Source organism: Streptoverticillium olivoreticuli subsp. olivoreticuli, assembly GCF_003391135.1.
In the GTDB taxonomy this organism is placed as follows: domain Bacteria; phylum Actinomycetota; class Actinomycetes; order Streptomycetales; family Streptomycetaceae; genus Streptomyces; species Streptomyces blastmyceticus.
Window position 1 is genome coordinate 6,639,077 of the sequence record NZ_CP031455.1, and the last position, 21,413, is coordinate 6,660,489.

Here is a 21,413-nt window from a genome sequence, read left to right on the forward strand (position 1 = left end):
TTGTCACCTTCCTTGGGCCGGGCCGGTGGTGGCGGGAGTGAGAAACCCTTCCTTGCGCTTGTACCGCAGGCACGTCTCCTGCCAGCGGTAGTAGCCGGACAGCGCGTCCTCGAGAACCCGGACGCCACGCAGGATGTCCTCCTTGTGCCTGGCGTGCGGGTCATCGGCGATATCGGTGAGGCCGCGCAACCTGTCGGCGATCCTGCGGAAGTCACGCAGACGCTGCTGGGTCATGTACGCGACGTGATGTGCTGCCGACTGAAGGCTGAGGTCCCGGTCCTGGCGCAGGACGAGAACGAGGTTGTGGGGGTTGCGGTAATGCAGGTCCTTGCGGACGGTGAACGTGTCATTGGACCAGAGCCACAGTTCGGCTGCCATGTCGCGGAGTTCGTAGAAGAGGCCCCGGTGGAGGTGGTCGGGAATGTTGGCGCCCTGGAGCCCTTCCAGGACGTCGATGCTGGGCCGGGTGGCTCCGTTGACCACGCGCAGACGTAAGTAGGCGTCCGTGTCCGGGAGTTCCTCCGCGGACCGGTTGCCGACCTCTTTTTCCATGGCGCTCAGATACTGCTTGACGTGCAGCGCGAAGCGGCCGCGCGGGTGTTCGGGGAAATAGTCGTAGAAGTCGCCCCACAGATCGGCCAGGGCGCGGGCCAGCGGGAAGGCGAGTCCGGGGGCGTTCGGTGACGGGGGCGGATCCTGGCTCAGGAGCAGGTCGAGCCGGGCTTTGCCGTCCTTGAACACCTCGGGGTCCCTGCCGAGCGGCCCGTCGTCGAAGATGTCGTCCCACAGGAACAGCCAGGCGACCCACTTGGCCATGAGAACGGCGCCGTGGGTGTCGGTACGCGGGCACCACCAGCCGGAGAACAGGCCGCACTGCATGTCGATCATGCGCTGCCGGGCCGCGTCGTCGTCCAGCAGGCCGAAGTCCGTCGCCCACTTCCGGGCCGCCCGCTCGGCCCGTTCGTGATCCGGATTGAGGGTGACGGGCCACGGCATGTGGTAGTCGGGGACCTCGTACCGGGTCATGGCTGCCATGTCCTGGCCGTGGGTGTCATCGAACAGCCTGGGCTTGGGCACGTCTCTTCTCCTGGTGGGATGCGGGTGCTAGCTCCCGTGGCGGCGCTGTCGGCCGGCGAACCACCGTCTGGCCTCGTCGAAGTCGCCGCGGGTGAAGTCGGGCCAGAGGGTGTCGGTGAAGTACAACTCGGCGTGGGCGGTCTGCCAGGGCATGAACCCGGAGAGGCGCTGTTCGCCGGAGGTGCGGATGACGAGGTCGATGTCGGGCTGGCCGGCGGTGGAGAGGTGCCGGGAGATGGCTGTTTCGTCGATCGGGGCGGTGCGCTCTTCCGGGGTGCGCTCGTGGAGCAGGGACCGGATCGCGGTGACGATGTCGGCGCGTCCGTCGTAGGCGACGGCGATGGTGAGGGTGCCCGCGCTGTTCGCTCCGGCGGACCGCAGAGCGAGGGTGCGCAGCCGGACGGCGTGGTGGGAGGGGATCCGGTCGAGGGCCCCGATGAGGCGGATGTGCCACCGGGTGGCGGTGACGATCCTGTCGAGCCCGTGGGTGACGCTGTTCAGGATCTGCGCGACCTCCTGTGGGCGGCGCTGAAGGTTGTCCTGGGACAGGGCCCAGACCGTGACCGCGCAGACCTGGGCCTGTTCGCACCAGGTCACCAAGTCGTGGACGCGCAGGGCCCCTTGGCGATAAGCCTGCTCCAGCGGCACGTGGCGGCCCTGGGCCCACCGGCGGTTCCCGTCCAGGATCACGGCGACATGGCGCAGTTTCGGCTCTCGAGCGGTCAGTGCCGGCATGGTTCTCCCGGCTCGGGCGCATCCAGGTCCGGGATGACATGGCCCACAGTTCAACCTCCCCCGACTCCCTGATGTATTCCGCAGGGACCGAGGCGTATACCGCGTCAGGGGGGCGCGTGGATCGAACCGAGGCACTTGACTGTTGTGCGCACGCAGACATGGACACGCCATCCCTGGGCGCGCTCCGATGCGCCCGTGCCGGGGGTGGTCGGGGTGCTCACAGGCCACGGTCGTGTCGCTCATGCGAATCCCACGTCGGACGTCGCCGCGGTGGCTCCGAACGATGGTCTGGAACTTTGTATAAGACGAGCGTCTAGTACACGCGTATGGCCCGGCACTAGGCTGCTGACATGGGACATCGCGAAGACCTGCTCGACGGTGCGAAGGCCTGCATGCTCGAAAAGGGCTGGGTGCGCACCACCGCGCGCGACATCGTGGCCGCCTCCGGCGCCAACCTCGCCTCGATCGGCTACCACTACGGCTCCAAGGACGCGCTGATGATGGCGGCGTTCGTGAGGATGACCGAGGAGTGGGGTGCCGAGATGGGCCGCGCCCTGGAGGCCGGTGTGCCGGCGGACGCCTCGCGTGCGGAGCTCCTCGCGGCGAGGCTGGACACGCTGACCGCGGGGTTCGGGAACAACCGGCAGTTCTGGGAGCTCCAGCTGGAGGTGATCGGCCAGTTGGGGAGCAACCCGGAGCTCAAGAAGTGGTTCGCCGGGGTCTTCCCGGAAGGCCGGCAAGGCATGGTGTCGATCTTCGAGGGTGTCGACGGCTGTTCCGCGAGCGACGAGGTGGTGCGCACCGTGGGTGCCTTCTACCACTCCCTCTTCGTCGGGATGTGGGTCCAGTGGGCCATAGACGCCGAATCCGCGCCGACCGGCGCGGATGTGGTCGAGGGGATGCGCCGGGTGCTGGCGGGCCGGCTCTCCGGGTCGCCCGGGTCCACCGGCGATACGGCGGCGGACGGCGGCGAGGGTGTCTGACGGGTCCGGCGCCCCGCGGGCGTCGGACCCCTCCGCTCATCGATAGCTCATCGACAGCCCATCGAAGGCTCATCGGCAGCTCACCGATAGGAAGTGATCAGCCGGGCCAGATGCCGCCCGGCGATCAGCAGCGGCTCCTCGCTCCGCGCGACCTGGGCCGCCAGCTCCGCGCCCTCCAGCGTGTTGATCACCGTGTGCGCGAGCTCGTAGGCGTCCTGCTCGGCGATCCCGCAGCCACGGAGCTTGTCGGCCACCAGCCCCCGCCAGCGCTCGAACGCCTCCGCCGCCGCCCGCTGGATATCGGGCGCGCGCCCGGCCGTCCCCAGGCTCGTCGCCGTGACCGGGCAGCCGTCGACCCAGTCGGAGGCGCGCAGCTCCTCGGCGACGACGCGGGCCACGTCGGTCACCGCCTGTGCCGGATCCTCCTCGGCGCCCAGCACCGACCGCAGGATGCCGGCGAACTCCCGGTCGCCGTGGCGGATCGCCTCCGCCGCCAGCTCCTGCTTGCCACCCGGGAAGAAGTGGTAGACCGAGCCGAGCGTGGCCTCGGCCTCCCGGGAGATCTGCTTGATCCCGGTCCCCTCGTAGCCCTGACGCTGCATCAGCCGTGATGTCGCCCGGACGATCCGTTCGCGCGTGCCGAGGGCGGCGCCCGTGCCTGCCTGCGTAGTGGTCTTCACCCCGCAAGGATACCGAATAGAGCGTTCGTTCCAGAGGCGTGCTAGGTTCCTCCTGGATGGAGCGTTCGTTCTAGCGAGGGGGATCTCCCATGTCTTTTCAGGCTTCCCAGGACAAGCAGGCCGTCACCGTCATCGGTCTCGGCCCCATGGGCACGGCGATGACCGAGGCGTTCCTGGCCGCCGGCCACCGGGTGACCGTGTGGAACCGCACGGCCGCCAAGGCCGACGCCCTCGTCGCCAAGGGCGCCGAGCGGGCGGCCACGGTCGAGGAGGCGCTGGCCGCCAACGAGTTGGTGGTCCTCAGCCTGACCGACTACGACGCGATGTACGCGATCCTCGGTCCCGCCACCGCGGCGCTGTCCGGCCGGGTCCTCGTCAACCTCAGCTCCGACACCCCGGCGCGCGCCCGCGAGGCCGCCGCGTGGGCCGAGAGCCACGGCGCGCGCCACCTCACCGGCGGGGTGCAGGTGCCGCCCTCGGGCATCGGCTCGCCGGGGTCGTCCACCTTCTACAGCGGCCCCCGGGACGTCTTCGAGGCCCACCGGCACACCCTCCAGGTGCTCACCGGCACCGACTTCCGCGGCACCGACCCGGGCCTGGCCGCGCTGTACTACCAGCTCATGATGGACGTCTTCTGGACCACGATGACCGGCTACCTGCACGCCGTCACCGTCGCCGACGCCCACGGCATCACCGCCGAGGAGTTCCTGCCGTACGCGAGCTCGATCGTGGCGTCGGTCCCGAACTTCCTCACGTTCTACACCCCGCGCATCGACGCCGGGCGGCACGACGGCGACGTCGACAACCTCGCCATGGGCGCCGCCAGTGTCGACCACGTCGTGCACACCACCGAGGACGCGGGCGTCGACAGCTCGCTGCCCACGGCCGTCCTGGAGATCTTCCACCGCGGACTCGACCGGGGGCACGCGGGCGACAGCTTCACCAGCCTGATCGGGACGTTCAGGAAGCCTGTGGCGTAAGGAAACGCGTACGCGGATGCGGCCGTGACACCTCGGGGGATGTCACGGCCGCACCCGTGTGTGCGGACCTGTCCGGGAAGGCGTAGCGGTGTGCCGTATTTCGTCGTTGTACGGGAAGTGGCCGGATTACGCGTAGCCGACCGCGCTGGAGCAGCTTGCACTGGACGTACTGGATGTAGAGGACATTCGTCCGAACGCCTGGAAGGTTGGCCATGACCGACTCCGGAATCCGTACCCTCCCGCCCGCCGCGCCCGTGTTCCCCCAGGACCGCACCTGTCCGTACCGGCCGCCCGCGGACTACGACCGGCTGATCGCGGACGGGCCGCTGACGCGCGCCACGCTGTACGACGGGCGCCAGGTGTGGCTGGTGACCGGGCACGCCGAGGCCAGGGCCCTGCTCGTCGATCCCCGGCTGTCCACCGACCGGCAGAATCCGGCCTTCCCCGTCATCGCCCCGAGCAGCGAGCGGCAGGGCGAGATCCGCCTGCCGGTCCTCGGCGTCGACGACCCCGAGCACGGCCGGCAGCGCCGCATGCTCATCCCCCACTTCGGCCTGAAGCGCGTCACCGCCATGCGGCCGCGGATCCAGCAGGTCGTCGACGGCCTGCTCGACACCATGCTGGCCGAGGGGCCGGGGGCGGATCTCGTCCGCGCCTTCGCCCTGCCCGTGCCGTCGATGGTCATCTGCGACCTGCTCGGCATCCCCTACGCCGACCACGCCTTCTTCGAGGACAGTTCGCGGGCGATGCTCATCGCCGGGACGTCGGACGAGTCGATGGCCGCCTTCGACGAGCTGCGGGACTATCTGGAGGACCTGGTCGACCGCAGGCGGGCGGAGCCCGGCGAGGGCCTCCTCGACGAACTCGTGGCCGACCGGCTCGCCGCCGGGGAGCTCGACCGGAACGAAGTCGCGCTGACCGCCCTGCTGTTGCTCGTCGCCGGGCACGAGACCACCTCGAACATGATCTCCCTGGGAACGTACTCCCTGCTCGAACACCCCGACCAGCTCGCCGCGTTGCGCGCCGACCCGGCGCTGATGCCCGGGGCGGTCGAGGAGCTGCTGCGGTTCCTGTCCATCGCCGACGGGCTCATACGCGTGGCCACCGAGGACTTCGAGATCGGCGGCCGGACCGTACGCGCCGGGGACGGCGTCATGATCGGCACCTCGCTGGTCAACCGGGACGCGGCCGCCTACGCCGACCCGGACGCCCTCGACGTCCACCGGTCGGCCCGCCACCACGTCGCCTTCGGCTTCGGCGTCCATCAGTGCCTCGGCCAGAACCTGGCCCGGGCCGAGATGGAGATCGCCCTCACCACGCTCTTCCAGCGCATCCCGACCCTGAGCCCGGCCGTCGCCCCCGACGAGGTCCCCCTCAAGCCCGGGCACAGCCTGCAGGGTCTCTTCGCCTTCCCCGTCACCTGGTGACGGCCTCACGGAAACGGAAAACCACCATGAGCACCATCCGTATCTCCATCGACTCCGACCTCTGCGTCGGCTCGGGCCAGTGCGCGCTGACCGCGCCCGGTGTCTTCACCCAGGACGACGACGGCTACGGCGCGGTGCTGCCCGGCCGCGAGGACGGCGGGGGCGACCCGCTGGCCCGCGAGGCGGCGCGGGCGTGCCCCGTCGGCGCGGTCACGGTGGAGGAGGACTAGACCTCCCGGCGCTAGAGGCGGTCCGCCTTCAGGGCCATGTGCAGCAGCAGGCGGCCCTCGCCGTCGTCCAGGTCCAGGCCCGTGAGCTGCTCCACCCGGGAGAGCCGGTAGTAGAGCGTCTGCCGGTGGATGCCGAGCGCCGCGGCCGTCCGCCCCGCCTGCCCCGCGCAGTCGAGGAAGACCTCCGCCGTGCGGGCCAGCTCCGTGTGGGCCGGTGCCAGCAGCGGCCGGATGGACGGATCGGCCGCGGCTTCCGCGGGCAGCGCGGACAGCACGCGGTACGGGCCGATGCCCGACCACTCCGCCACCGGCCCCAGCCGCGCCTCCGCCCCGGCCGCCCGCGCCGCCGCCAGCGCCTCGCGCCAGGCGGCGGGCAGCTCCGCGAGCCCCCGGCGCGGGGTGCCGAGCCCGGCCGTGGCCCGTACGGGACGGCCGGGCGCACCGCCCGCGCGGGGTGAGCGCAGCAGCCGGTCCGCCGCCGTGTGCGCGGGCGCCGGGGACGTCGTCGCCCGCAGGCGGATCAGCGCGGCCAGCGCGGCCGACCCGTCGGGCAGGGCGTCCGGCACCGCGCACAGCGCCGCCACCCCCGACTGCCCGGCCAGTGCCGACCCCGCCGCCGTCCCTTCCGTATCGCCCGCCTCGCCCGTCTCGCCGTCGGCGTCGCCCGCCGCCCGCCAGGGCGCCACCGCGACCACCGCCAGCGGCCCGTCGCCCGCCGGGCCCAGCGCCTCGCGCAGCGCGGCCCGCGCCGCGTCCCGGCCCGCGGGCCTGCCGGTCAGCAGCTCCCGCAGCAGCTCGCCCAGCTCGGCGCCCGCCCGGGCCTCGGCGGCCAGCAGCGCCCCGATCCGGGCGGCCGTCTCCATCGCCTGCGCGAGCCGCGGGTCCGCGAACGGCACGGAGAGGTCCAGCCCCGCCAGGTGCTCGTCGTCCAGCAGCCACACATAGCCCAGCACCACACCCCGATGGCGTACGGGCAGGCAGATGCGGCCCTTGAACACCCCGGCCGCCGGATCCGGCGGGATCCGCAGCGGCGCCTGCGCCCGCGCGATGCCGAACGCCTCGAACCACGCCCGGACGGCCGCCGTCGACCGCCGCTGGAGGATCGACCGGGTCCGCACCGGGTCCATCGTCAGCTCGACGTCGTCGTCACCGTCGTGGGCGCCGAAGGCGATCAGCCCGAAATCCCGGTCCTCCAGGGTCGCGGGCGCGCCGAGCGCGGCCGATATCTCGTCCACGAGCTGCTGATAGTCGCCGCGCATCGCCCCGCCGCGCTCCTTCCGGCCCTGGGGCCCCTCCACTGGACCCCTTATGGCCCGAATTCGCCCCCCGGTTTCATGTGCCGCTCACTATTGTCATACACGTGTCTGAGATCCGGGCCACGGATGCGTGACAGCTGTCGATGGCCGAGGATCGCTGTGATCTCTAGGTTTCACGATGAGTTACTTATGCCGTTCCCCTCCGTGGGGCCGGCCGTCATCGTGGAGGTGCCCAGTGCTGGGTCCTGTGCTGCTCGCCGCGTCCCGCAGCGACGCCATCCGCCGTCTTGTCTCGGCCGCGCCGGGCACCAAGCAGGTCGTCGCCCGCTTCATCGCCGGCGAGACCCTCGACCAGGTCATCCCGATCGTCAAGGACGCCGCGGCCGAGGGCCTCGAGGTCACCCTCGACGTGGTGGGCGAGGACATCACCACGGTCGAGCAGTCGTACGCGGCGCGTGACGCCTACCTGGAGCTGATCGGCCGCCTCGAGGAGCTCGGCCTGGGCGCCAGGGCCGAGATGTCGGTCAAGCTCTCCATGTTCGGCCAGGCGCTGGAGGGCGGCCACGAGCTCGCGCTCGCCAACGTCCGCCCGGTCGTCGAGGCCGCCGCCGCCATCGGCACCACGGTCACGCTCGACGCCGAGGACCACACCACCCTCGACTCGATGTTCGCCATCCACGAGGAGCTGCGGAGGGACTTCCCGCAGACCGGCTGCGTCATCCAGGCGTACCTCTTCCGCACCGAGGACGACGCCCGCCGCCTGGCCGCGGCCGGCAGCCGTGTGCGTATCGTGAAGGGTGCGTACAAGGAGCCGGCCTCCGTCGCGTACCAGGACAAGGCCGAGATCGACAAGGCGTTCGTCCGCATCGTCAAGATCCTGATGGCGGGCGAGGGCTACCCCATGATCGGTTCGCACGACCCGCGGCTGATCGCCATCTCGCAGGAGCTGGCCCGGCAGGCGGGGCGCAAACTGGACGAATACGAGTTCCAGATGCTGTACGGCATCCGCAGCGAGGAGCACGTCCGGCTGGCCGCCGAGGGCCACCGGATGCGGGTCTACACGGCCTACGGCACCGACTGGTACGGCTACTTCATGCGCCGTCTCGCCGAGAAGCCCGCGAACCTGCTGTTCTTCGCCCGCTCCATCCTCACCAAGGGCTGAGCCGCCCGACCCCCCTGACGAGCCCCGAAGGAGAAACGGAAAATCATGGACGCCGTTACCCAGGTCCCCGCCCCGGTCAATGAGCCGGTGCACAGCTACGCCCCCGGTTCCCCCGAGCGCGCCCGCCTCGAGGCGAAGCTCAAGGAGCTGGCCGGGAACCCCATCGACCTGCCGATGACGATCAACGGCGAGAAGCGGATGGGCGGCGGCGAGCCGTTCAAGGTCGTACAGCCGCACAACCACGCCGCCGTGCTCGGCACGTTCAACAACGCCACGCGGCAGGACGCCCAGGACGCCGTCGACACGGCCCTCGCCGCCGCCCCGGCCTGGCGCGCGATGTCCTTCGACGACCGCGCCGCGATCATCCTGCGCGCCGCCGAGCTGCTGGCCGGCCCCTGGCGCGAGACGCTGGCCGCCTCCACCATGCTGGGCCAGTCGAAGACCGCCCAGCAGGCCGAGATCGACACCCCGTGCGAGCTCGTCGACTTCTGGCGCTTCAACGTGCACTTCGCGCGCCAGATACTCGCCGAGCAGCCGGTCGCCAACTCCACCGGCGTGTGGAACCGCAGCGACCACCGGCCGCTGGAGGGCTTCGTCTACGCGATCACGCCCTTCAACTTCACCGCCATCGCCGGCAACCTGCCGACCGCCCCGGCCCTGATGGGCAACGTGGTCGTCTGGAAGCCGTCCCCGACCCAGACCCACTCCGCCGTGCTGCTGATGCAGCTCCTGGAGGAGGCGGGCCTGCCCAAGGGCGTCATCAACCTGGTGACCGGCGACGGCATCGCCGTCTCCGAGGTGGCCCTGAACCACCCCGAGCTGGCCGGCATCCACTTCACCGGTTCGACCAAGACCTTCCAGTACCTCTGGAAGACGGTCGGCAACAACATCGAGAACTACCGGTCCTACCCGCGCCTGGTCGGCGAGACCGGCGGCAAGGACTTCGTCGTCGCCCACCCGAGCGCCGACCGCGCCATCCTGAAGACCGCGCTGACCCGCGGCTCCTTCGAGTTCCAGGGCCAGAAGTGCTCGGCCTCCTCCCGTGCCTACATCCCGCGCTCCATCTGGGAGGACGGCTTCAAGGAGGAGTTCGCGGCCGAGGTCGACGGCATCACCATGGGTGACGTCACCGACCTGTCGAACTTCATCGGCGCCGTCATCGACGACCGCTCCTTCGCCAAGAACAAGGCCGCGATCGACCGCGCCAAGGCCGACCCGAGCTGCACGGTCGTCGCCGGTGGCACGTACGACGACTCCGTCGGCTACTTCGTCCGCCCGACGGTCATCGAGTGCACCGACCCGGCGAACGAGGTCTTCACGACCGAGTACTTCGGCCCGATCCTCGCCGTGCACGTCTACGAGGACGGCGACTTCGACGCGATGCTGGCGCAGATGGAGTCCGTCTCGGCGTACGCCCTGACCGGCGCGGTCATCGCGCAGGACCGTGCCGCGGCCGCCGACGCGATGGAGAAGCTCCGCTTCGCCGCGGGCAACTTCTACATCAACGACAAGTCGACGGGTGCCGTCGTCGGCCAGCAGCCGTTCGGTGGCGGCCGTGCGTCGGGCACGAACGACAAGGCCGGTGCCGCGTCGAACCTGATGCGCTGGACGTCGACCCGCTCCATCAAGGAGACCCTGGTCCCGCCGACCGACTACCGTTACCCGCACATGGGCTGACCTGCCCTCTTGTTGACCCCTTCTGTTGACGCGCCCCCGTCGGCCCCCCAGCCGGCGGGGGCGGTGTCGTTCCCCGCGCCCTGCTCGCCGTCTCAGATAGTAGGAAGACCGAGTAATTGGGCAGACACCGCCGCCGCCCTGTCCTAGCGTGTAAGGAGCCGAAACCTTCCGCTCCATCGAGCGACAGCGGCCCCGGCCGGCGCGCCCCGCGCAGGTGACCCCTGCGGCACCCCGCCCCGCGCCCTCCTCCCGGCTCCGTCCGACCCCTCTCGGGGGATCAGCCAAGACGACTCAGTAAGAGGAGACGTGACGTCCATGCCCGAAACCGCCGTCCGCAGGATCCGCCGCGCCCCCCGTCCGGCCGAGAGCGCCGACCGCAGGACCGACCGGATGAACGCCGCCGCCGCCCTCCAGCGCGCGCTGGACCGCAGGGACAACGGCGGCGAGACCGGTCACTGACCCGGACGGGTCACATCGAAGTGGTCGATGCGCGCGCCGCTCTCCGCCAGCGCCGTCACCCGCAGCCGCGGCCGCGGGCCGGGCTCGGACTCGACCGCGAGGAACGAGTAGCCGGTGTAACGCACGCGGGACCACTCCACCGTCTCCTTGTGCTCCTTGCCGCCCTTCTCCCAGTGGTAGGTGGCCACGCTCTCCAGGTCCTTGACGTGGCCCTCGTAGCTGTCCGGCACCGGGAAGTCGTACAGCGACCTCCCCGCCCCGCCCGCGGTGACGTAGACGATGCCGTCGCGGGTGGAGTCGGTGCTCCCGCCGATGGGGAGCTTCTTGCCGACCCCGGTGCCCCGGATCGCGTCGGTCCGCTCGTAGACGTGGTTGTGGCCGTTGATGACGAGGTCGACCTTGTGCTTCTCGAAGAGCGGCAGCCACGCGTCGCGCACGCCGCCGTCCGAGGCGTGCGAGTTGGTGGTCGAGAAGGCGCAGTGGTGGAAGAAGACCACGATGAAGTCCAGGCCCCGCTGCTTGCGCAGCTCGCCCAGGCGCCGGTCGAGCCAGCGGGTCTGCTTGCCGCCGGTGTAGCCGGTGTTGGCGGTGATCTCGTACGAGACGTCGTTGGCGTCGAGGGCGACGACGCCGACGTTGCCGTAGACGAAGGAGTAGACGCCCGGCGACTTCGTCGCGTCGATGCCGTTGTGCGGCAGCGTCCAGCGGGCGTTCTGGCCGCCGTAGCCGTCGGGGGAGTACCAGGCCTCCATGTCGTGGTTGCCGGTGGTCACCATCCAGGGCACGGACTTGGCCACCGACTCGGTCTGGGCGAGGAACTGGTCCCACACCCGCGCGTCGTAGTGGTCCGTGGGCTTGCCCTCGCCGCTGTCGTCGGCGTAGCAGATGTCACCCGCGTGGAGGTGGAAGGCCGGGTTCTGGCCGAGGATCAACTGGTCGTTGGCGAGCGCGTGGTAGCTGACGCCCTGGTCGCCGAAGGCGGTGAAGGTGAACTTCTCCGGCCGCGCCGGGGCGGTGCTGAAGGTGCCTATGGTCGAGAAGTGGGCGGGATCCGCCGGGTCGAAGCCGTCGTGCCCGACGCCGTAGTAATAGGTCCGGCCGGGGCGGAGGTTGTCCAGGGCCGCGTGCAGATAGACCTGGTCGACGGCCGGGAGCTTCGAGGACAGCGACGGGGTGTGCAGGTCCCGCACCTCCGCGTCGATGCGGTGGCCGAGGTCCCAGGGCTTCAGGCCCACCCGCAGATACGGCCGCTTGACCGCGAACGGCACCTGCCAGGAGATCCGCATCTGCGTCTTGGGGTCGGCGCCGAAGGCGAGGTGACGGCCGAAGGGCGCGACGTGCTTGCCGTCCACCTTGGTCGTCGCGGCCGAGGTGAGCAGGGTGGGGGAGAGGGGCGCGGGTGCCGCGGCGTACGCGCTCGTGCCGCCGCCGCCCAGCAGACCCGCGCCCGCCACGGTGCCCGCCGTGACGGCTCCGGCGCGCAGCATGCCGCGCCGCGTCAGCTTGGTCCGCAGGTATTCGTGCTGCTCGGCCATCGTCATCCGGCTCGCGAGCTGTTGGGGGATGCCTACCCGTGGTGTGTCCATGACGCAGAACGTGCCAGGGATCGACGACGCGAATGAGGACTTTGCATGAACACGGCCTATACGAATCGCAATGTGTCCGTATGGTGGACGTGGCGTGTCATCCAGCGGGACGGGGAGTACGGTCCCGGTATGTCTCGCAGCCTTCGCCTCGCAGTCATCCCCGGTGACGGAATCGGCCGGGAAGTCGTGGCCCAGGGCCTCAAGGTCCTTGGCGCCGTGCTCCCTTCGGACGTCAAGCTGGAGACCGAGGAATACGACCTCGGTGCCCGCCGCTGGCACGCCACCGGCGAGATCCTGCCGGACGCCGAGCTGGAGTCCCTCAGGCGCCACGACGCGATCCTGCTCGGCGCGATCGGCGACCCGTCCGTCCCCTCGGGGGTGCTGGAGCGCGGGCTGCTGCTCAAGCTGCGGTTCGCCTTCGACCACTACGTCAACCTGCGTCCGTCGAAGCTCTTCCCCCACACGGCGACCCCGCTCGCCGGGCGCCCCGCGATCGACTTCGTCGTCGTGCGCGAGGGCACCGAGGGTCCGTACGTCGGCAACGGCGGCAGCCTGCGCACCGGCACCCCGGCCGAGGTCGCCACCGAGGTCAGCGTCAACACCGCGTACGGCGTGGAGCGCGTGGTGCGCGACGCCTACGAGCGCGCCGAGGCCCGTCCCCGCAAGAAGCTCACCCTCGTCCACAAGAACAACGTCCTCGTGCACGCGGGCCACCTGTGGAAGAGCATCTTCGACCGCGTCGGCCGGGAGTATCCCGAGGTCACGACCGACTATCTGCACGTCGACGCCGCGACGATCTTCTTCGTCACGCAGCCCGAGCGCTTCGACGTCATCGTCACCGACAACCTCTTCGGCGACATCCTCACCGACCTCGCCGCCGCCGTCACCGGTGGCATCGGCCTCGCCGCCTCCGGCAACATCAACCCCAGCGGCGAGTTCCCCTCGATGTTCGAGCCGGTGCACGGCTCCGCGCCGGACATCGCGGGCACCGGCAAGGCCGACCCGACGGCCACCGTCCTCTCCGTGGCCCTGCTGCTGCGCCACCTCGGCCACGAGAACGAGGCGGCCCGCATCGAGTCCGCGGTGAGCGAGGACCTCGCGGAGCGCGGCGACGCGTTCCGCACCACGGACGAGATCGGCGACGCGCTCGCACTACGCGTAACCGTCGGCTAGCCACCGCCCCGCTGTGCTACCGCGCGGTTGGGTGCGACCATCGACCCGGGCCGCGCAACACATTTTCCGTCCACGGCCCCACGAGCGATAATCGAACGTGGGGCCGCGGTACGAGGGGAATCTCGGACGTCCCGTACCGAACGGGACGGAGTTTGAGTTCGCGGTCCGCCACACACAAAGGTGAAGGACACGGATTCATGACGACGCCCACGATCGAGCTCAAGCCTTCCTCGCACCCGCTGTCGGACGCCGAGCGGGAACGGATCCTGGCGAACCCCGGTTTCGGCCGCCACTTCACCGACCACATGGTGACCATCAAGTGGACCGAAGGCCGCGGCTGGCACGACGCGCAGCTCGTTCCGTACGCGCCGCTGTCGATCGACCCGGCGAACATGACGCTGCACTACGCGCAGACGATCTTCGAGGGCGCCAAGGCCTACCGGCAGCCCGACGGTTCGGTCGCCATCTTCCGCCCGGAGGAGAACGCCAAGCGCCTGCAGGCGTCCGCGCGCCGCCTGGCCATGCCCGAGCTGCCCGTCGAGACCTTCATCGAGGCGTGCGACGCGCTCGTGACCCAGGACAAGGCATGGGTGCCGAGCTCCGGCGAGGCCTCGCTGTACCTGCGGCCCTTCATGTTCGCGACGGAGGTCGGCCTGGGCGTCCGCCCGGCCAACGAGTACCTCTTCGTCGTCATCGCCTCGCCCGCGGGCGCCTACTTCCCGGGCGGCGTCAAGCCCGTCTCCGTGTGGCTCTGCGAGGAGTACGTGCGCGCCGCCCCCGGCGGCACGGGCGCCGCGAAGGCCGGCGGCAACTACGCCGCCTCCCTCGTCGCCCAGGCCCAGGCGATGGAGCACGGCTGCGACCAGGTGGTCTGGCTGGACGCCATCGAGCGCCGCTGGATCGAGGAGATGGGCGGCATGAACCTGTACTTCGTGTACGGAGACAAGATCATCACCCCGGAACTCACCGGCTCCCTCCTCCCCGGCATCACCCGCGCCTCGCTGATGACGATCGCCGCGGACCTCGGCTACGAGGTCACCGAGGGCCGCATCTCCGTCGACGACTGGAAGAACGCCAACGCCGACGGCACCCTCACCGAGGTCTTCGCCTGCGGCACCGCCGCCGTGATCACCCCGGTCGGCTCGGTGAAGTCCACGCGCGCCGACTGGACGGTGGGCGACGGCAAGCCCGGCGAGGTCACCATGAAGCTCCGCAAGGCGCTCCTCGACATCCAGACCGGCGCCGCGCCGGACACCCACGGCTGGATGCACCCGCTGGGCGGCTGACGACTCCGGCAGTTGCGTACTTGCGTGCGCGGTGATCACAACGCACGCAAGTACGCATGATCGTTGTCGCCCGTACCCTTGTCCGAAACCCCGCTGTTCCGCCACCGTGATCGACCATGGGACAGCACTGGAAGAAGATCTGGGTCGGCTCGGCCGGCAACATGGTCGAATGGTTCGACTGGTTCGTCTACGCGAGCTTCGCGACCTACTTCGCGGGTGCCTTCTTCCCCGCGGGCAACGACACCGCCAAACTCATGAACACCGCAGGCATCTTCGCGGTGGGCTTCTTCATGCGCCCGGTCGGCGGCTGGCTGCTCGGCCGGGTCGGCGACCGCAAGGGCCGCAAGGCGGCACTCACCCTGACCGTGTCGCTGATGTCGGCGTCCGCCGTGCTGATCGCCGTCGCCCCGACCTACGCGGTCGCGGGCTACGGCGGGGTCGCCGTCCTCCTCGTCGCCCGGCTGCTCCAGGGCCTCTCCGTCGGCGGCGAGTACGCGGCCAGCGCCACCTACCTCACCGAGGCGTCCGCGCCGGGCCGCCGGGGCTTCGCCTCCAGCTTCCAGTACGTCTCGATGACCGCGGGCCAGATCATCGGCCTCGGCCTCCAGATCCTGCTCCAGCACACCCTCTCCAGCGGCGAGCTGCACAGCTGGGGCTGGCGCATCCCCTTCGTCGTGGGCGCGCTCGGCGCCGCAGTCATCTTCTATCTGCGGCGCAACATGCTGGAGACGGAGGCGTACGAGGAGATCGACGGAGCGGACGCGACGGCGCGGGAGGACCGGGGCACGATCCGCGCGCTGCTACGGCACAAGCGGGAGGCGTTCCTGGTCATCGCGCTCACCATGGGCGGCACGGTCGCGTACTACACCTACACCACCTACCTCACCAAATACCTCTCCAACAGCGCGGGCCTGCCCAAGCAGACCGCGACCCTGGTCAGCTTCTGCGCGCTGATCGTCTTCGCCTGCCTCCAGCCGCTCGCCGGGGCGCTCTCCGACCGCATCGGCCGCCGCCCGCTGCTGATCACCTTCGCGGTGGGCTCCACGTTCCTGACGGTGCCGATCATGACCCTGCTCAAGCGCGCGGGCTCCTTCTGGCCCGCGCTCGGCCTGTCCCTGCTGGCCCTGGTCGTGGTCACCGGCTACACGTCGATCAACGCGTGCGTGAAGGCCGAGCTCTTCCCCACCGCCATCCGCTCCCTGGGCGTCGCCCTGCCGTACGCGATCGCCAACGCGCTCTTCGGCGGCACGGCGGAGTACGTGGCCCTGTGGTTCAAGAAGGCGGGCGTGGAATCGGGCTTCTACTGGTACGTGGCGGGCTGCGCGGCGGTCTCCCTGATCGTCTACCTCACGATGAGGGAGACGCGGGACATCGACCTGAAGGGGGCGCGGCGCGACGAAGTGCCCCGAACGCCCGAAGTGACCGCATCGTGAGACCGCACCGCACCGCGTCCGGCCCCGTGCCAAGATGGCCCCGTGCTTCACCTCGCCACGATTATGGGCAGTGAGCGCGCCGGTCCGCAGTGACCCCGCCGTACCCACGACGTACGGCGCGGCCACCGTCGTCCCAGACCCGCGCGCAGACCTCTCGCACCCGCGAGGGGTCTTTTCGTTTCCCGGCACCACCTCGCCGGGGCGAGGCGCGAGGGACCATGAGGGGACGGTGGAACCGGTCAATCCGGTAGACCGAGATCCCGACAGGAGTCAGAGCAGCATGACGGACGCAACCGACGACAGCTTTCATGTCTTCGACACCACCTTGCGTGACGGCGCGCAGCGCGAAGGCATCAACCTCACCGTCGCGGACAAGCTGACCATCGCCCGGCACCTGGACGACTTCGGTGTCGGCTTCATCGAGGGCGGCTGGCCGGGCGCGAACCCCCGGGACACCGAGTTCTTCCAGCGGGCCCGCCTGGAGATCGACTTCAAGCACGCACAGCTCGTCGCGTTCGGCGCCACCCGCAAGGCGGGCGTGCGCGCGGAGGACGACCCGCAGGTCGCGGCGCTGCTCGCCTCGGAAGCCCCTGTCATCACCCTGGTCGCCAAGTCCCACGACCGCCACGTCGAACTCGCGCTGCGCACCACGCTGGAGGAGAACCTCGCGATGGTGCGCGACACCGTCTCCTACCTCCGGGCGAAGGGCCGCCGCGTCTTCGTCGACTGCGAGCACTTCTTCGACGGCTACCGCGCCAACCCCCGCTACGCGACGCAGGTCGTGCGCACCGCGCACGAGGCGGGCGCCGACGTGGCCGTCCTCTGCGACACCAACGGCGGGATGCTGCCCCGGCAGGTGGAGTCCGTCGTCCGCACCGTGCTCACCGACACCGGGGCGCGGCTCGGCATCCACGCGCAGGACGACACTGGCTGCGCGGTGGCCAACACCCTCGCCGCCGTGGACGCGGGCGCGACCCACGTGCAGTGCACGGCCAACGGCTACGGCGAGCGCGTCGGCAACTCCAACCTCTTCCCCGTCGTCGCCGCCCTGGAGCTCAAGTACGGCCGCAGCGTGCTGCCGGAGGGCTCACTCGCCGAGATGACCCGGATCTCGCACGCCATCGCCGAGGTCGTCAACCTCACCCCCTCCACCCACCAGCCCTACGTCGGCGTCTCCGCCTTCGCGCACAAGGCCGGGCTGCACGCCTCCGCGATCAAGGTCGACCCGGACCTCTACCAGCACATCGACCCGGAGCGGGTCGGCAACACCATGCGGATGCTGGTCTCCGACATGGCCGGCCGCGCCTCCATCGAGCTCAAGGGCAAGGAACTGGGCATCGACCTGGGCGGCGACCGCGAGCTGATCGGCCGCGTCGTCGAGCGCGTCAAGGAGCGCGAGCTGGCGGGGTACACCTACGAAGCCGCCGACGCCTCCTTCGAGTTGCTGCTGCGCCAGGAGACGGAGGGCCGGGCGCGCCGCTACTACCGGGTGGAGTCCTGGCGCGCCATCGTCGAGGACCGCCCCGACGGCACGCACGCCAACGAGGCGACCGTGAAGCTGTGGGCCAAGGGCGAGCGCATCGTCGCCACCGCCGAGGGAAACGGCCCGGTCAACGCCCTGGACCGGGCCCTGCGCGTCGCCCTGGAGCGCATCTATCCCCAACTCGCCGCCCTGAAGCTCACCGACTACAAGGTCCGCATCCTGGAAGGCAGCCTGGGCACGGGCTCCATCACCAGGGTCCTCGTCTCCACGAGCGACGAGAGCGGGGAGTGGTCCACGGTGGGCGTGGCGGAGAACGTCATCGCGGCGTCGTGGCAGGCACTGGACGACGCCTACGCGTACGGTCTGCGGCGCGCGGGGGTGGAACCGCAGGAGTAGCCGGCGCGCAGGGTTGTGGGCAATCGTTCCGCTGGGCCGGGGGAGGGTGGGCACAACCCGACCACCGGCCTGCAGCCGGGCGGCGGGGCCCGGGGCGCGAGCCCCTCGCGCGGCGGAGCCGCATATTGGATGCGGCCGGGAAGGGGCGGGACCGGGGAACAGACCCACCCGCCCAGCTCAGCCGTACGCCGCCCCCAACCCACCCCCGAGCAGCCCGTACGCGACATCCGCATCCGCATGAGCAAACGGCAGAGCCTCAGTCGCGCTCGAACCACCCGTCACCCGACGCCAGTTCCCCTGCGCCAACCGCTGCTGCACGCAGACGATCTGCGCGGCCGCCAGCCCGGCGGTGATCTCGTCCCCCCCACCCGTCTCGCACAGCGCGGCGGCGAGCAGCTCCTCGTCCCGCCCCGTGTACCGCACGAGCCGCGCCGCCAGGCTCGGCGTCGTGAACACCAGGTCGTGAAAGGCCAGCACGGAGGGCACGTCGCACAGCCCCGTGACGGGATCACGCGCGTCGAGCCGCTCGTGGAAGTGCGTGCGCAGCGCGCCCAGCGGTGACATCTCCGCCGCCCGCTCCCGCACCACGCGGGCCGCCTCGCCCTGGTGGTCGGCGATGCGGTGGAGGACCAGATCCTCCTTGGCCGGGAAATAGCGGAAGAGCGTCGGCTTGGACACCTCCACCGCGGCGGCCACGTCCGCGACCGACACCTGGTCGAAGCCGCGCGCGAGGAAGAGCTCGATCGCCGTCTCGGACAGCGCCTGCCGTGTGCGCTGCTTCTTGCGTTCCCGCAGTCCGGTCTCGTCAGTCACGGATTCACTCTATCAGGGGTTTGTTACCCAGGATCTTTTGTTACTCGGTTGCATTTTCTCCTCGCGGGGTCTTTGATGGGCGTACCGAACGACGGAGGGACACCGCATGACCACCACCGCAGTGCTGATCGTGGGCGCGGGGCCGACGGGCCTGACGCTGGCCTGCACGCTCGCCCGGGCCGGGGTCCCGGTGCGGATCGTCGACAAGTCGTCCGCGTTCCACGACGGTTCGCGGGGCAAGGGGCTCAATCAGCGCAGCCGTGAGGTGCTCGCGGACCTCGGGATGGGGGAGGAGTTCACGGCGGCGGGCAACCCCCGCCTGACCTTCCGCAAATACCGGGACGGCGTCGCGGTGGCCGACCACACGCCTCAGGAGGGTGCGGCCCCGACGCCCGATGTGCCCTACGCGACGGGGCTGTGGATACCCCAGTGGCGGACCGAGGAGATCCTGAGGGCGAAGCTCGCGTCGTACGGGGTGCTGGTCGAACTGGGCAGTGAGGTGGCCGAGTTCACCCAGGACCGGGCCGGGGTGGCGGTCACGTTCACCGACGGCCGGCGCGTCGATGCTTCGTATCTCGTGGGCTGCGACGGCGCCCGGGGCATGGTCCGCAAGGCGCTCGGGCTGTCCTTCGACGGGGCGGCCGAACCGGAGCTCGCGCTGGTCGGGGATGTCGAGGTCGAGGGCGGCCTGGACCGCGGGTACTGGCACCAGTGGATGGACGAGGGTGGCGCCGTTCTCCTCTGCCCCTTGCCCGGCACCCCGCGCTGGCAGCTCCAGAGTTCGCCCGAGCCCGATGCCGAAGGGGGCTATGCGAAGCCGTCCCTGGAGGTGTTCCAGCGCCAGCTCGACCGCCACGCGCGGATACCCGGGCTGCGGCTGACCAACCCGGGCTGGCTCTCGACCTACCGCGTCAATGTCCGGATGGCGGAGCGCTTCCGGGTCGGCCGGGTCTTCCTCGCGGGCGACGCGGCTCACATCCACTCGATCGCCGGCGGCCTCGGCATGAACACCGGCATCCAGGACGGCTACAACCTCGGCTGGAAGCTCGCCCTCGTCGTGAGCGGCGCGGCGGGGGAGGGGCTGCTGGACACCTATGAGGAGGAGCGGCTGCCGGTGGCCGCCTGGACCTTGAGGATCACCAACGAGCGGCTGCGGGCCGTCAGGGAGGGGGCGCGGAAGGCGGGGGTGGGCACGGAGGCGGGGTTCACCCGTGACCTCACCACTCTGGGCGTCGGATACGGCTGGAGTTCGCTGGCGTGGGGCGGGCCGGCGGCGGGGGAGCGGGCGCCGGACGCACCGTGCCGCGACGCCCTGACCGGCGCGCCCGTCAGGCTCTTCGAGGTCTTCGCCGGCCCCCGGTTCACCCTGCTGGGCTTCGGCCCGCAGAGCACGGCGGCACTCGCGCGGGTGTCGGCCGCCTGCGGCGAACTGGTCCGTACGTGCCTCGTCGACGGAGGCGGCGCGGGGCTGGTGGACCCCGAGAGGCATGCGTGGCGGGCGTATGGAATGGCGGGACGGGAGGGCGGTGGCGCGGACGGGCTGGGGAGGGCCGGCAAGGGCGGGCTGGTGCTCGTGAGGCCCGACAACCACATCGCCCTGACGGCGTCGGTGGACCGAGGCGCCGAGGTCGTCGACCGTCTGGAGCGCCTCGGCCGCTGACACCGCACGGGTCAGGCCTGGGGGGCGGACTTGACCGCGGAGATGTCGAAGGTCAGCTTCACCTTGTCGCTGACCATCACGCCACCGGTCTCCAGGGCGGCGTTCCAGGTCAGGCCCCAGTCGGAGCGCAGGATCTCGGTGCTGCCCTCGAAGCCGACCCGCTCGTTGCCGTAGACGTCGGTGGCCGAGCCGTTGAACTCCAGGTCGATGGAGAGCGGGCGGGTGACGTCCTTGATGGTGAGGTCGCCGGTGACGCGGTAGCGGTCGCCGCCGAGCTGCCGGGCGGTGGTGGAGCGGAAGGTCATCAGCGGGAAGCGCTCGGCCTCGAAGAAGTCGGCGCCGCGCAGGTGGGCGTCGCGGTCCTTGATGCCGGTGTCCACGCTCTCGATCCGCACGTCGAGGGACGCGGTGGAGCGGGAGGGGTCGGAGCCGTCGAGGCGCAGGGCGCCCTCGTGCTCGGTGAACGAGCCCTTGACGTTGGTGACCATGGCGTGGCGCACGGTGAAGCCGATGCTGCTGTGGGCCGGGTCGATGGTGTATTCGCCGGTCAGGGCGGCCAGTGCCGGGTCGACGGCGAGGGCGGTGGCCGTGGTGGCGGGTGCCTCGAGGGTGGCGGTGGCGGAGTTGCCGCGCTTGCGGGCGAAGAGGGCCATGACGTGCTCCTTGGTGAGAGGCGAGATCTTGTTGAAGGTTCAACGAGAATGACGTTAGCGCGATCTGGTTCAAGTTTCAACATCTGACGGGGGTGATTTCCTGGCGCATTCCGAGCCGGGCGCGGTCGTGTCCCTTGTGGGCCCTTCCGGGGCGTGCCACGGTGTGCCCTCGTCTCTCGCACGACCCCTCTCGCGCCACTCCGGCGGCGGCCCCGCCGCCCCCGCGTCCCACCGCAGCCGTTCCGCGTCGCACCGCCACCGGAA

Annotated in this window: 19 protein-coding genes; 12 read left to right on the forward strand and 7 right to left on the reverse strand. The window is 70.7% G+C overall.

Features of this window, described 5'->3' with window-relative positions:
* Positions 1-3 precede the first annotated feature (3 nt).
* Both DXZ73_RS29520 and uppS read right to left on the reverse strand, forming a co-directional pair.
* Positions 4-1,077, reverse strand: a complete 1,074-nt coding sequence (locus DXZ73_RS29520; protein WP_116214051.1) for a terpene synthase family protein — start codon at positions 1,075-1,077, stop codon at positions 4-6.
* 27 nt (positions 1,078-1,104) lie between these two features.
* Positions 1,105-1,812 (reverse strand): polyprenyl diphosphate synthase, encoded by a 708-nt coding sequence (uppS, locus tag DXZ73_RS29525; RefSeq protein WP_162890376.1) that lies wholly within the window; start codon positions 1,810-1,812, stop codon positions 1,105-1,107.
* Between the two features lie 350 nt (positions 1,813-2,162).
* On the opposite strand from uppS, the gene DXZ73_RS29530 reads away from it, so the two are divergent.
* Positions 2,163-2,795, forward strand: coding sequence for a TetR/AcrR family transcriptional regulator (locus tag DXZ73_RS29530; RefSeq protein WP_116214053.1), 633 nt, complete (start codon positions 2,163-2,165; stop codon positions 2,793-2,795).
* A gap of 80 nt (positions 2,796-2,875) precedes the next feature.
* Here DXZ73_RS29530 and DXZ73_RS29535 read toward each other — a convergent pair whose 3' ends face one another.
* Positions 2,876-3,475, reverse strand: coding sequence for a TetR/AcrR family transcriptional regulator (locus tag DXZ73_RS29535; RefSeq protein WP_116214054.1), 600 nt, complete (start codon positions 3,473-3,475; stop codon positions 2,876-2,878).
* 89 nt (positions 3,476-3,564) lie between these two features.
* Here DXZ73_RS29535 and DXZ73_RS29540 point away from each other — a divergent pair, with 89 nt between their 5' ends.
* From DXZ73_RS29540 to DXZ73_RS29550, 3 genes are all read left to right on the forward strand, one after another.
* Positions 3,565-4,455: an NAD(P)-dependent oxidoreductase gene (locus tag DXZ73_RS29540; protein WP_116214055.1), complete on the forward strand. Its 891-nt coding sequence runs from the start codon at positions 3,565-3,567 to the stop codon at positions 4,453-4,455.
* A gap of 212 nt (positions 4,456-4,667) precedes the next feature.
* A complete protein-coding gene (locus tag DXZ73_RS29545) occupies positions 4,668-5,882 on the forward strand; it encodes a cytochrome P450 (protein ID WP_116214056.1) in 1,215 nt (404 codons plus the stop codon).
* Positions 5,883-5,917: 35 nt separating this feature from the next.
* Complete coding sequence (locus tag DXZ73_RS29550; protein WP_116215945.1) at positions 5,918-6,112, forward strand: ferredoxin; 195 nt, start codon at positions 5,918-5,920, stop codon at positions 6,110-6,112.
* Between the two features lie 11 nt (positions 6,113-6,123).
* Here the strand turns inward: DXZ73_RS29550 and DXZ73_RS29555 are convergent, their stop codons facing one another.
* A complete protein-coding gene (locus DXZ73_RS29555; protein WP_116214057.1) occupies positions 6,124-7,371 on the reverse strand; it encodes a PucR family transcriptional regulator in 1,248 nt (415 codons plus the stop codon).
* 232 nt (positions 7,372-7,603) lie between these two features.
* Between DXZ73_RS29555 and DXZ73_RS29560 the strand changes: the two genes are divergently transcribed.
* The 3 genes from DXZ73_RS29560 to DXZ73_RS38440 all read left to right on the forward strand — a co-directional run bounded on the left by DXZ73_RS29560 (position 7,604) and on the right by DXZ73_RS38440 (position 10,666).
* Positions 7,604-8,530, forward strand: a complete 927-nt coding sequence (locus tag DXZ73_RS29560; protein ID WP_116214058.1) for a proline dehydrogenase family protein — start codon at positions 7,604-7,606, stop codon at positions 8,528-8,530.
* A gap of 45 nt (positions 8,531-8,575) precedes the next feature.
* Positions 8,576-10,207: an L-glutamate gamma-semialdehyde dehydrogenase gene (pruA, locus tag DXZ73_RS29565; RefSeq protein WP_116214059.1), complete on the forward strand. Its 1,632-nt coding sequence runs from the start codon at positions 8,576-8,578 to the stop codon at positions 10,205-10,207.
* A gap of 315 nt (positions 10,208-10,522) precedes the next feature.
* Entirely contained in the window at positions 10,523-10,666 is a 144-nt protein-coding gene (locus DXZ73_RS38440; RefSeq protein ID WP_162890377.1) for a hypothetical protein, read from the forward strand.
* Here DXZ73_RS38440 and DXZ73_RS29570 read toward each other — a convergent pair.
* Complete coding sequence (locus DXZ73_RS29570; RefSeq protein WP_116214060.1) at positions 10,660-12,252, reverse strand: purple acid phosphatase family protein; 1,593 nt, start codon at positions 12,250-12,252, stop codon at positions 10,660-10,662. The two genes, DXZ73_RS38440 and DXZ73_RS29570, sit on opposite strands and share 7 nt — an antisense overlap.
* A gap of 129 nt (positions 12,253-12,381) precedes the next feature.
* Here DXZ73_RS29570 and DXZ73_RS29575 point away from each other — a divergent pair, with 129 nt between their 5' ends.
* The 4 genes from DXZ73_RS29575 to cimA all read left to right on the forward strand — a co-directional run bounded on the left by DXZ73_RS29575 (position 12,382) and on the right by cimA (position 18,023).
* A complete protein-coding gene (locus tag DXZ73_RS29575; protein ID WP_116215946.1) occupies positions 12,382-13,425 on the forward strand; it encodes a 3-isopropylmalate dehydrogenase in 1,044 nt (347 codons plus the stop codon).
* 197 nt (positions 13,426-13,622) lie between these two features.
* Positions 13,623-14,711 carry a branched-chain amino acid aminotransferase gene (locus DXZ73_RS29580; RefSeq protein ID WP_116214061.1) on the forward strand — a complete coding sequence of 363 codons (1,089 nt, stop codon included), beginning with the start codon at positions 13,623-13,625 and terminating at the stop codon, positions 14,709-14,711.
* 116 nt (positions 14,712-14,827) lie between these two features.
* Complete coding sequence (locus tag DXZ73_RS29585) at positions 14,828-16,144, forward strand: MFS transporter (protein ID WP_116214062.1); 1,317 nt, start codon at positions 14,828-14,830, stop codon at positions 16,142-16,144.
* Positions 16,145-16,424: 280 nt separating this feature from the next.
* On the forward strand, positions 16,425-18,023 hold the full coding sequence (cimA, locus tag DXZ73_RS29595; protein ID WP_116214063.1) for a citramalate synthase: 1,599 nt from the start codon (positions 16,425-16,427) through the stop codon (positions 18,021-18,023).
* Positions 18,024-18,200: 177 nt separating this feature from the next.
* On the opposite strand, the gene DXZ73_RS29600 is transcribed toward cimA, so the two are convergent.
* Positions 18,201-18,836 carry a TetR/AcrR family transcriptional regulator gene (locus DXZ73_RS29600; protein WP_116214064.1) on the reverse strand — a complete coding sequence of 212 codons (636 nt, stop codon included), beginning with the start codon at positions 18,834-18,836 and terminating at the stop codon, positions 18,201-18,203.
* 106 nt (positions 18,837-18,942) lie between these two features.
* Here DXZ73_RS29600 and DXZ73_RS29605 point away from each other — a divergent pair, with 106 nt between their 5' ends.
* The gene (locus DXZ73_RS29605) at positions 18,943-20,496 is read left to right on the forward strand and encodes an FAD-dependent monooxygenase (RefSeq protein ID WP_116214065.1); all 1,554 of its coding nucleotides are present in this window, start codon (positions 18,943-18,945) and stop codon (positions 20,494-20,496) included.
* An 11-nt stretch (positions 20,497-20,507) separates the two neighbouring features.
* Here the strand turns inward: DXZ73_RS29605 and DXZ73_RS29610 are convergent, their stop codons facing one another.
* Positions 20,508-21,149: a YceI family protein gene (locus DXZ73_RS29610; RefSeq protein ID WP_116214066.1), complete on the reverse strand. Its 642-nt coding sequence runs from the start codon at positions 21,147-21,149 to the stop codon at positions 20,508-20,510.
* Between the last annotated feature and the right edge of the window lie 264 nt (positions 21,150-21,413).

Coding starts and splice junctions, on each gene's coding strand:
- DXZ73_RS29580 (WP_116214061.1), top strand. CDS start 13,623: ATGACGACGCCCACGATCGAGCTCAAGCCTTCCTCGCACCCGCTGTCG.
- DXZ73_RS29545 (WP_116214056.1), top strand. CDS start 4,668: ATGACCGACTCCGGAATCCGTACCCTCCCGCCCGCCGCGCCCGTGTTC.
- DXZ73_RS38440 (WP_162890377.1), top strand. CDS start 10,523: ATGCCCGAAACCGCCGTCCGCAGGATCCGCCGCGCCCCCCGTCCGGCC.
- DXZ73_RS29530 (WP_116214053.1), top strand. CDS start 2,163: ATGGGACATCGCGAAGACCTGCTCGACGGTGCGAAGGCCTGCATGCTC.
- DXZ73_RS29555 (WP_116214057.1), bottom strand. CDS start 7,371: ATGCGCGGCGACTATCAGCAGCTCGTGGACGAGATATCGGCCGCGCTC.
- cimA (WP_116214063.1), top strand. CDS start 16,425: ATGACGGACGCAACCGACGACAGCTTTCATGTCTTCGACACCACCTTG.
- uppS (WP_162890376.1), bottom strand. CDS start 1,812: ATGCCGGCACTGACCGCTCGAGAGCCGAAACTGCGCCATGTCGCCGTG.
- DXZ73_RS29605 (WP_116214065.1), top strand. CDS start 18,943: ATGACCACCACCGCAGTGCTGATCGTGGGCGCGGGGCCGACGGGCCTG.
- DXZ73_RS29610 (WP_116214066.1), bottom strand. CDS start 21,149: ATGGCCCTCTTCGCCCGCAAGCGCGGCAACTCCGCCACCGCCACCCTC.
- DXZ73_RS29575 (WP_116215946.1), top strand. CDS start 12,382: ATGTCTCGCAGCCTTCGCCTCGCAGTCATCCCCGGTGACGGAATCGGC.
- pruA (WP_116214059.1), top strand. CDS start 8,576: ATGGACGCCGTTACCCAGGTCCCCGCCCCGGTCAATGAGCCGGTGCAC.
- DXZ73_RS29540 (WP_116214055.1), top strand. CDS start 3,565: ATGTCTTTTCAGGCTTCCCAGGACAAGCAGGCCGTCACCGTCATCGGT.
- DXZ73_RS29585 (WP_116214062.1), top strand. CDS start 14,828: ATGGGACAGCACTGGAAGAAGATCTGGGTCGGCTCGGCCGGCAACATG.
- DXZ73_RS29570 (WP_116214060.1), bottom strand. CDS start 12,252: ATGGACACACCACGGGTAGGCATCCCCCAACAGCTCGCGAGCCGGATG.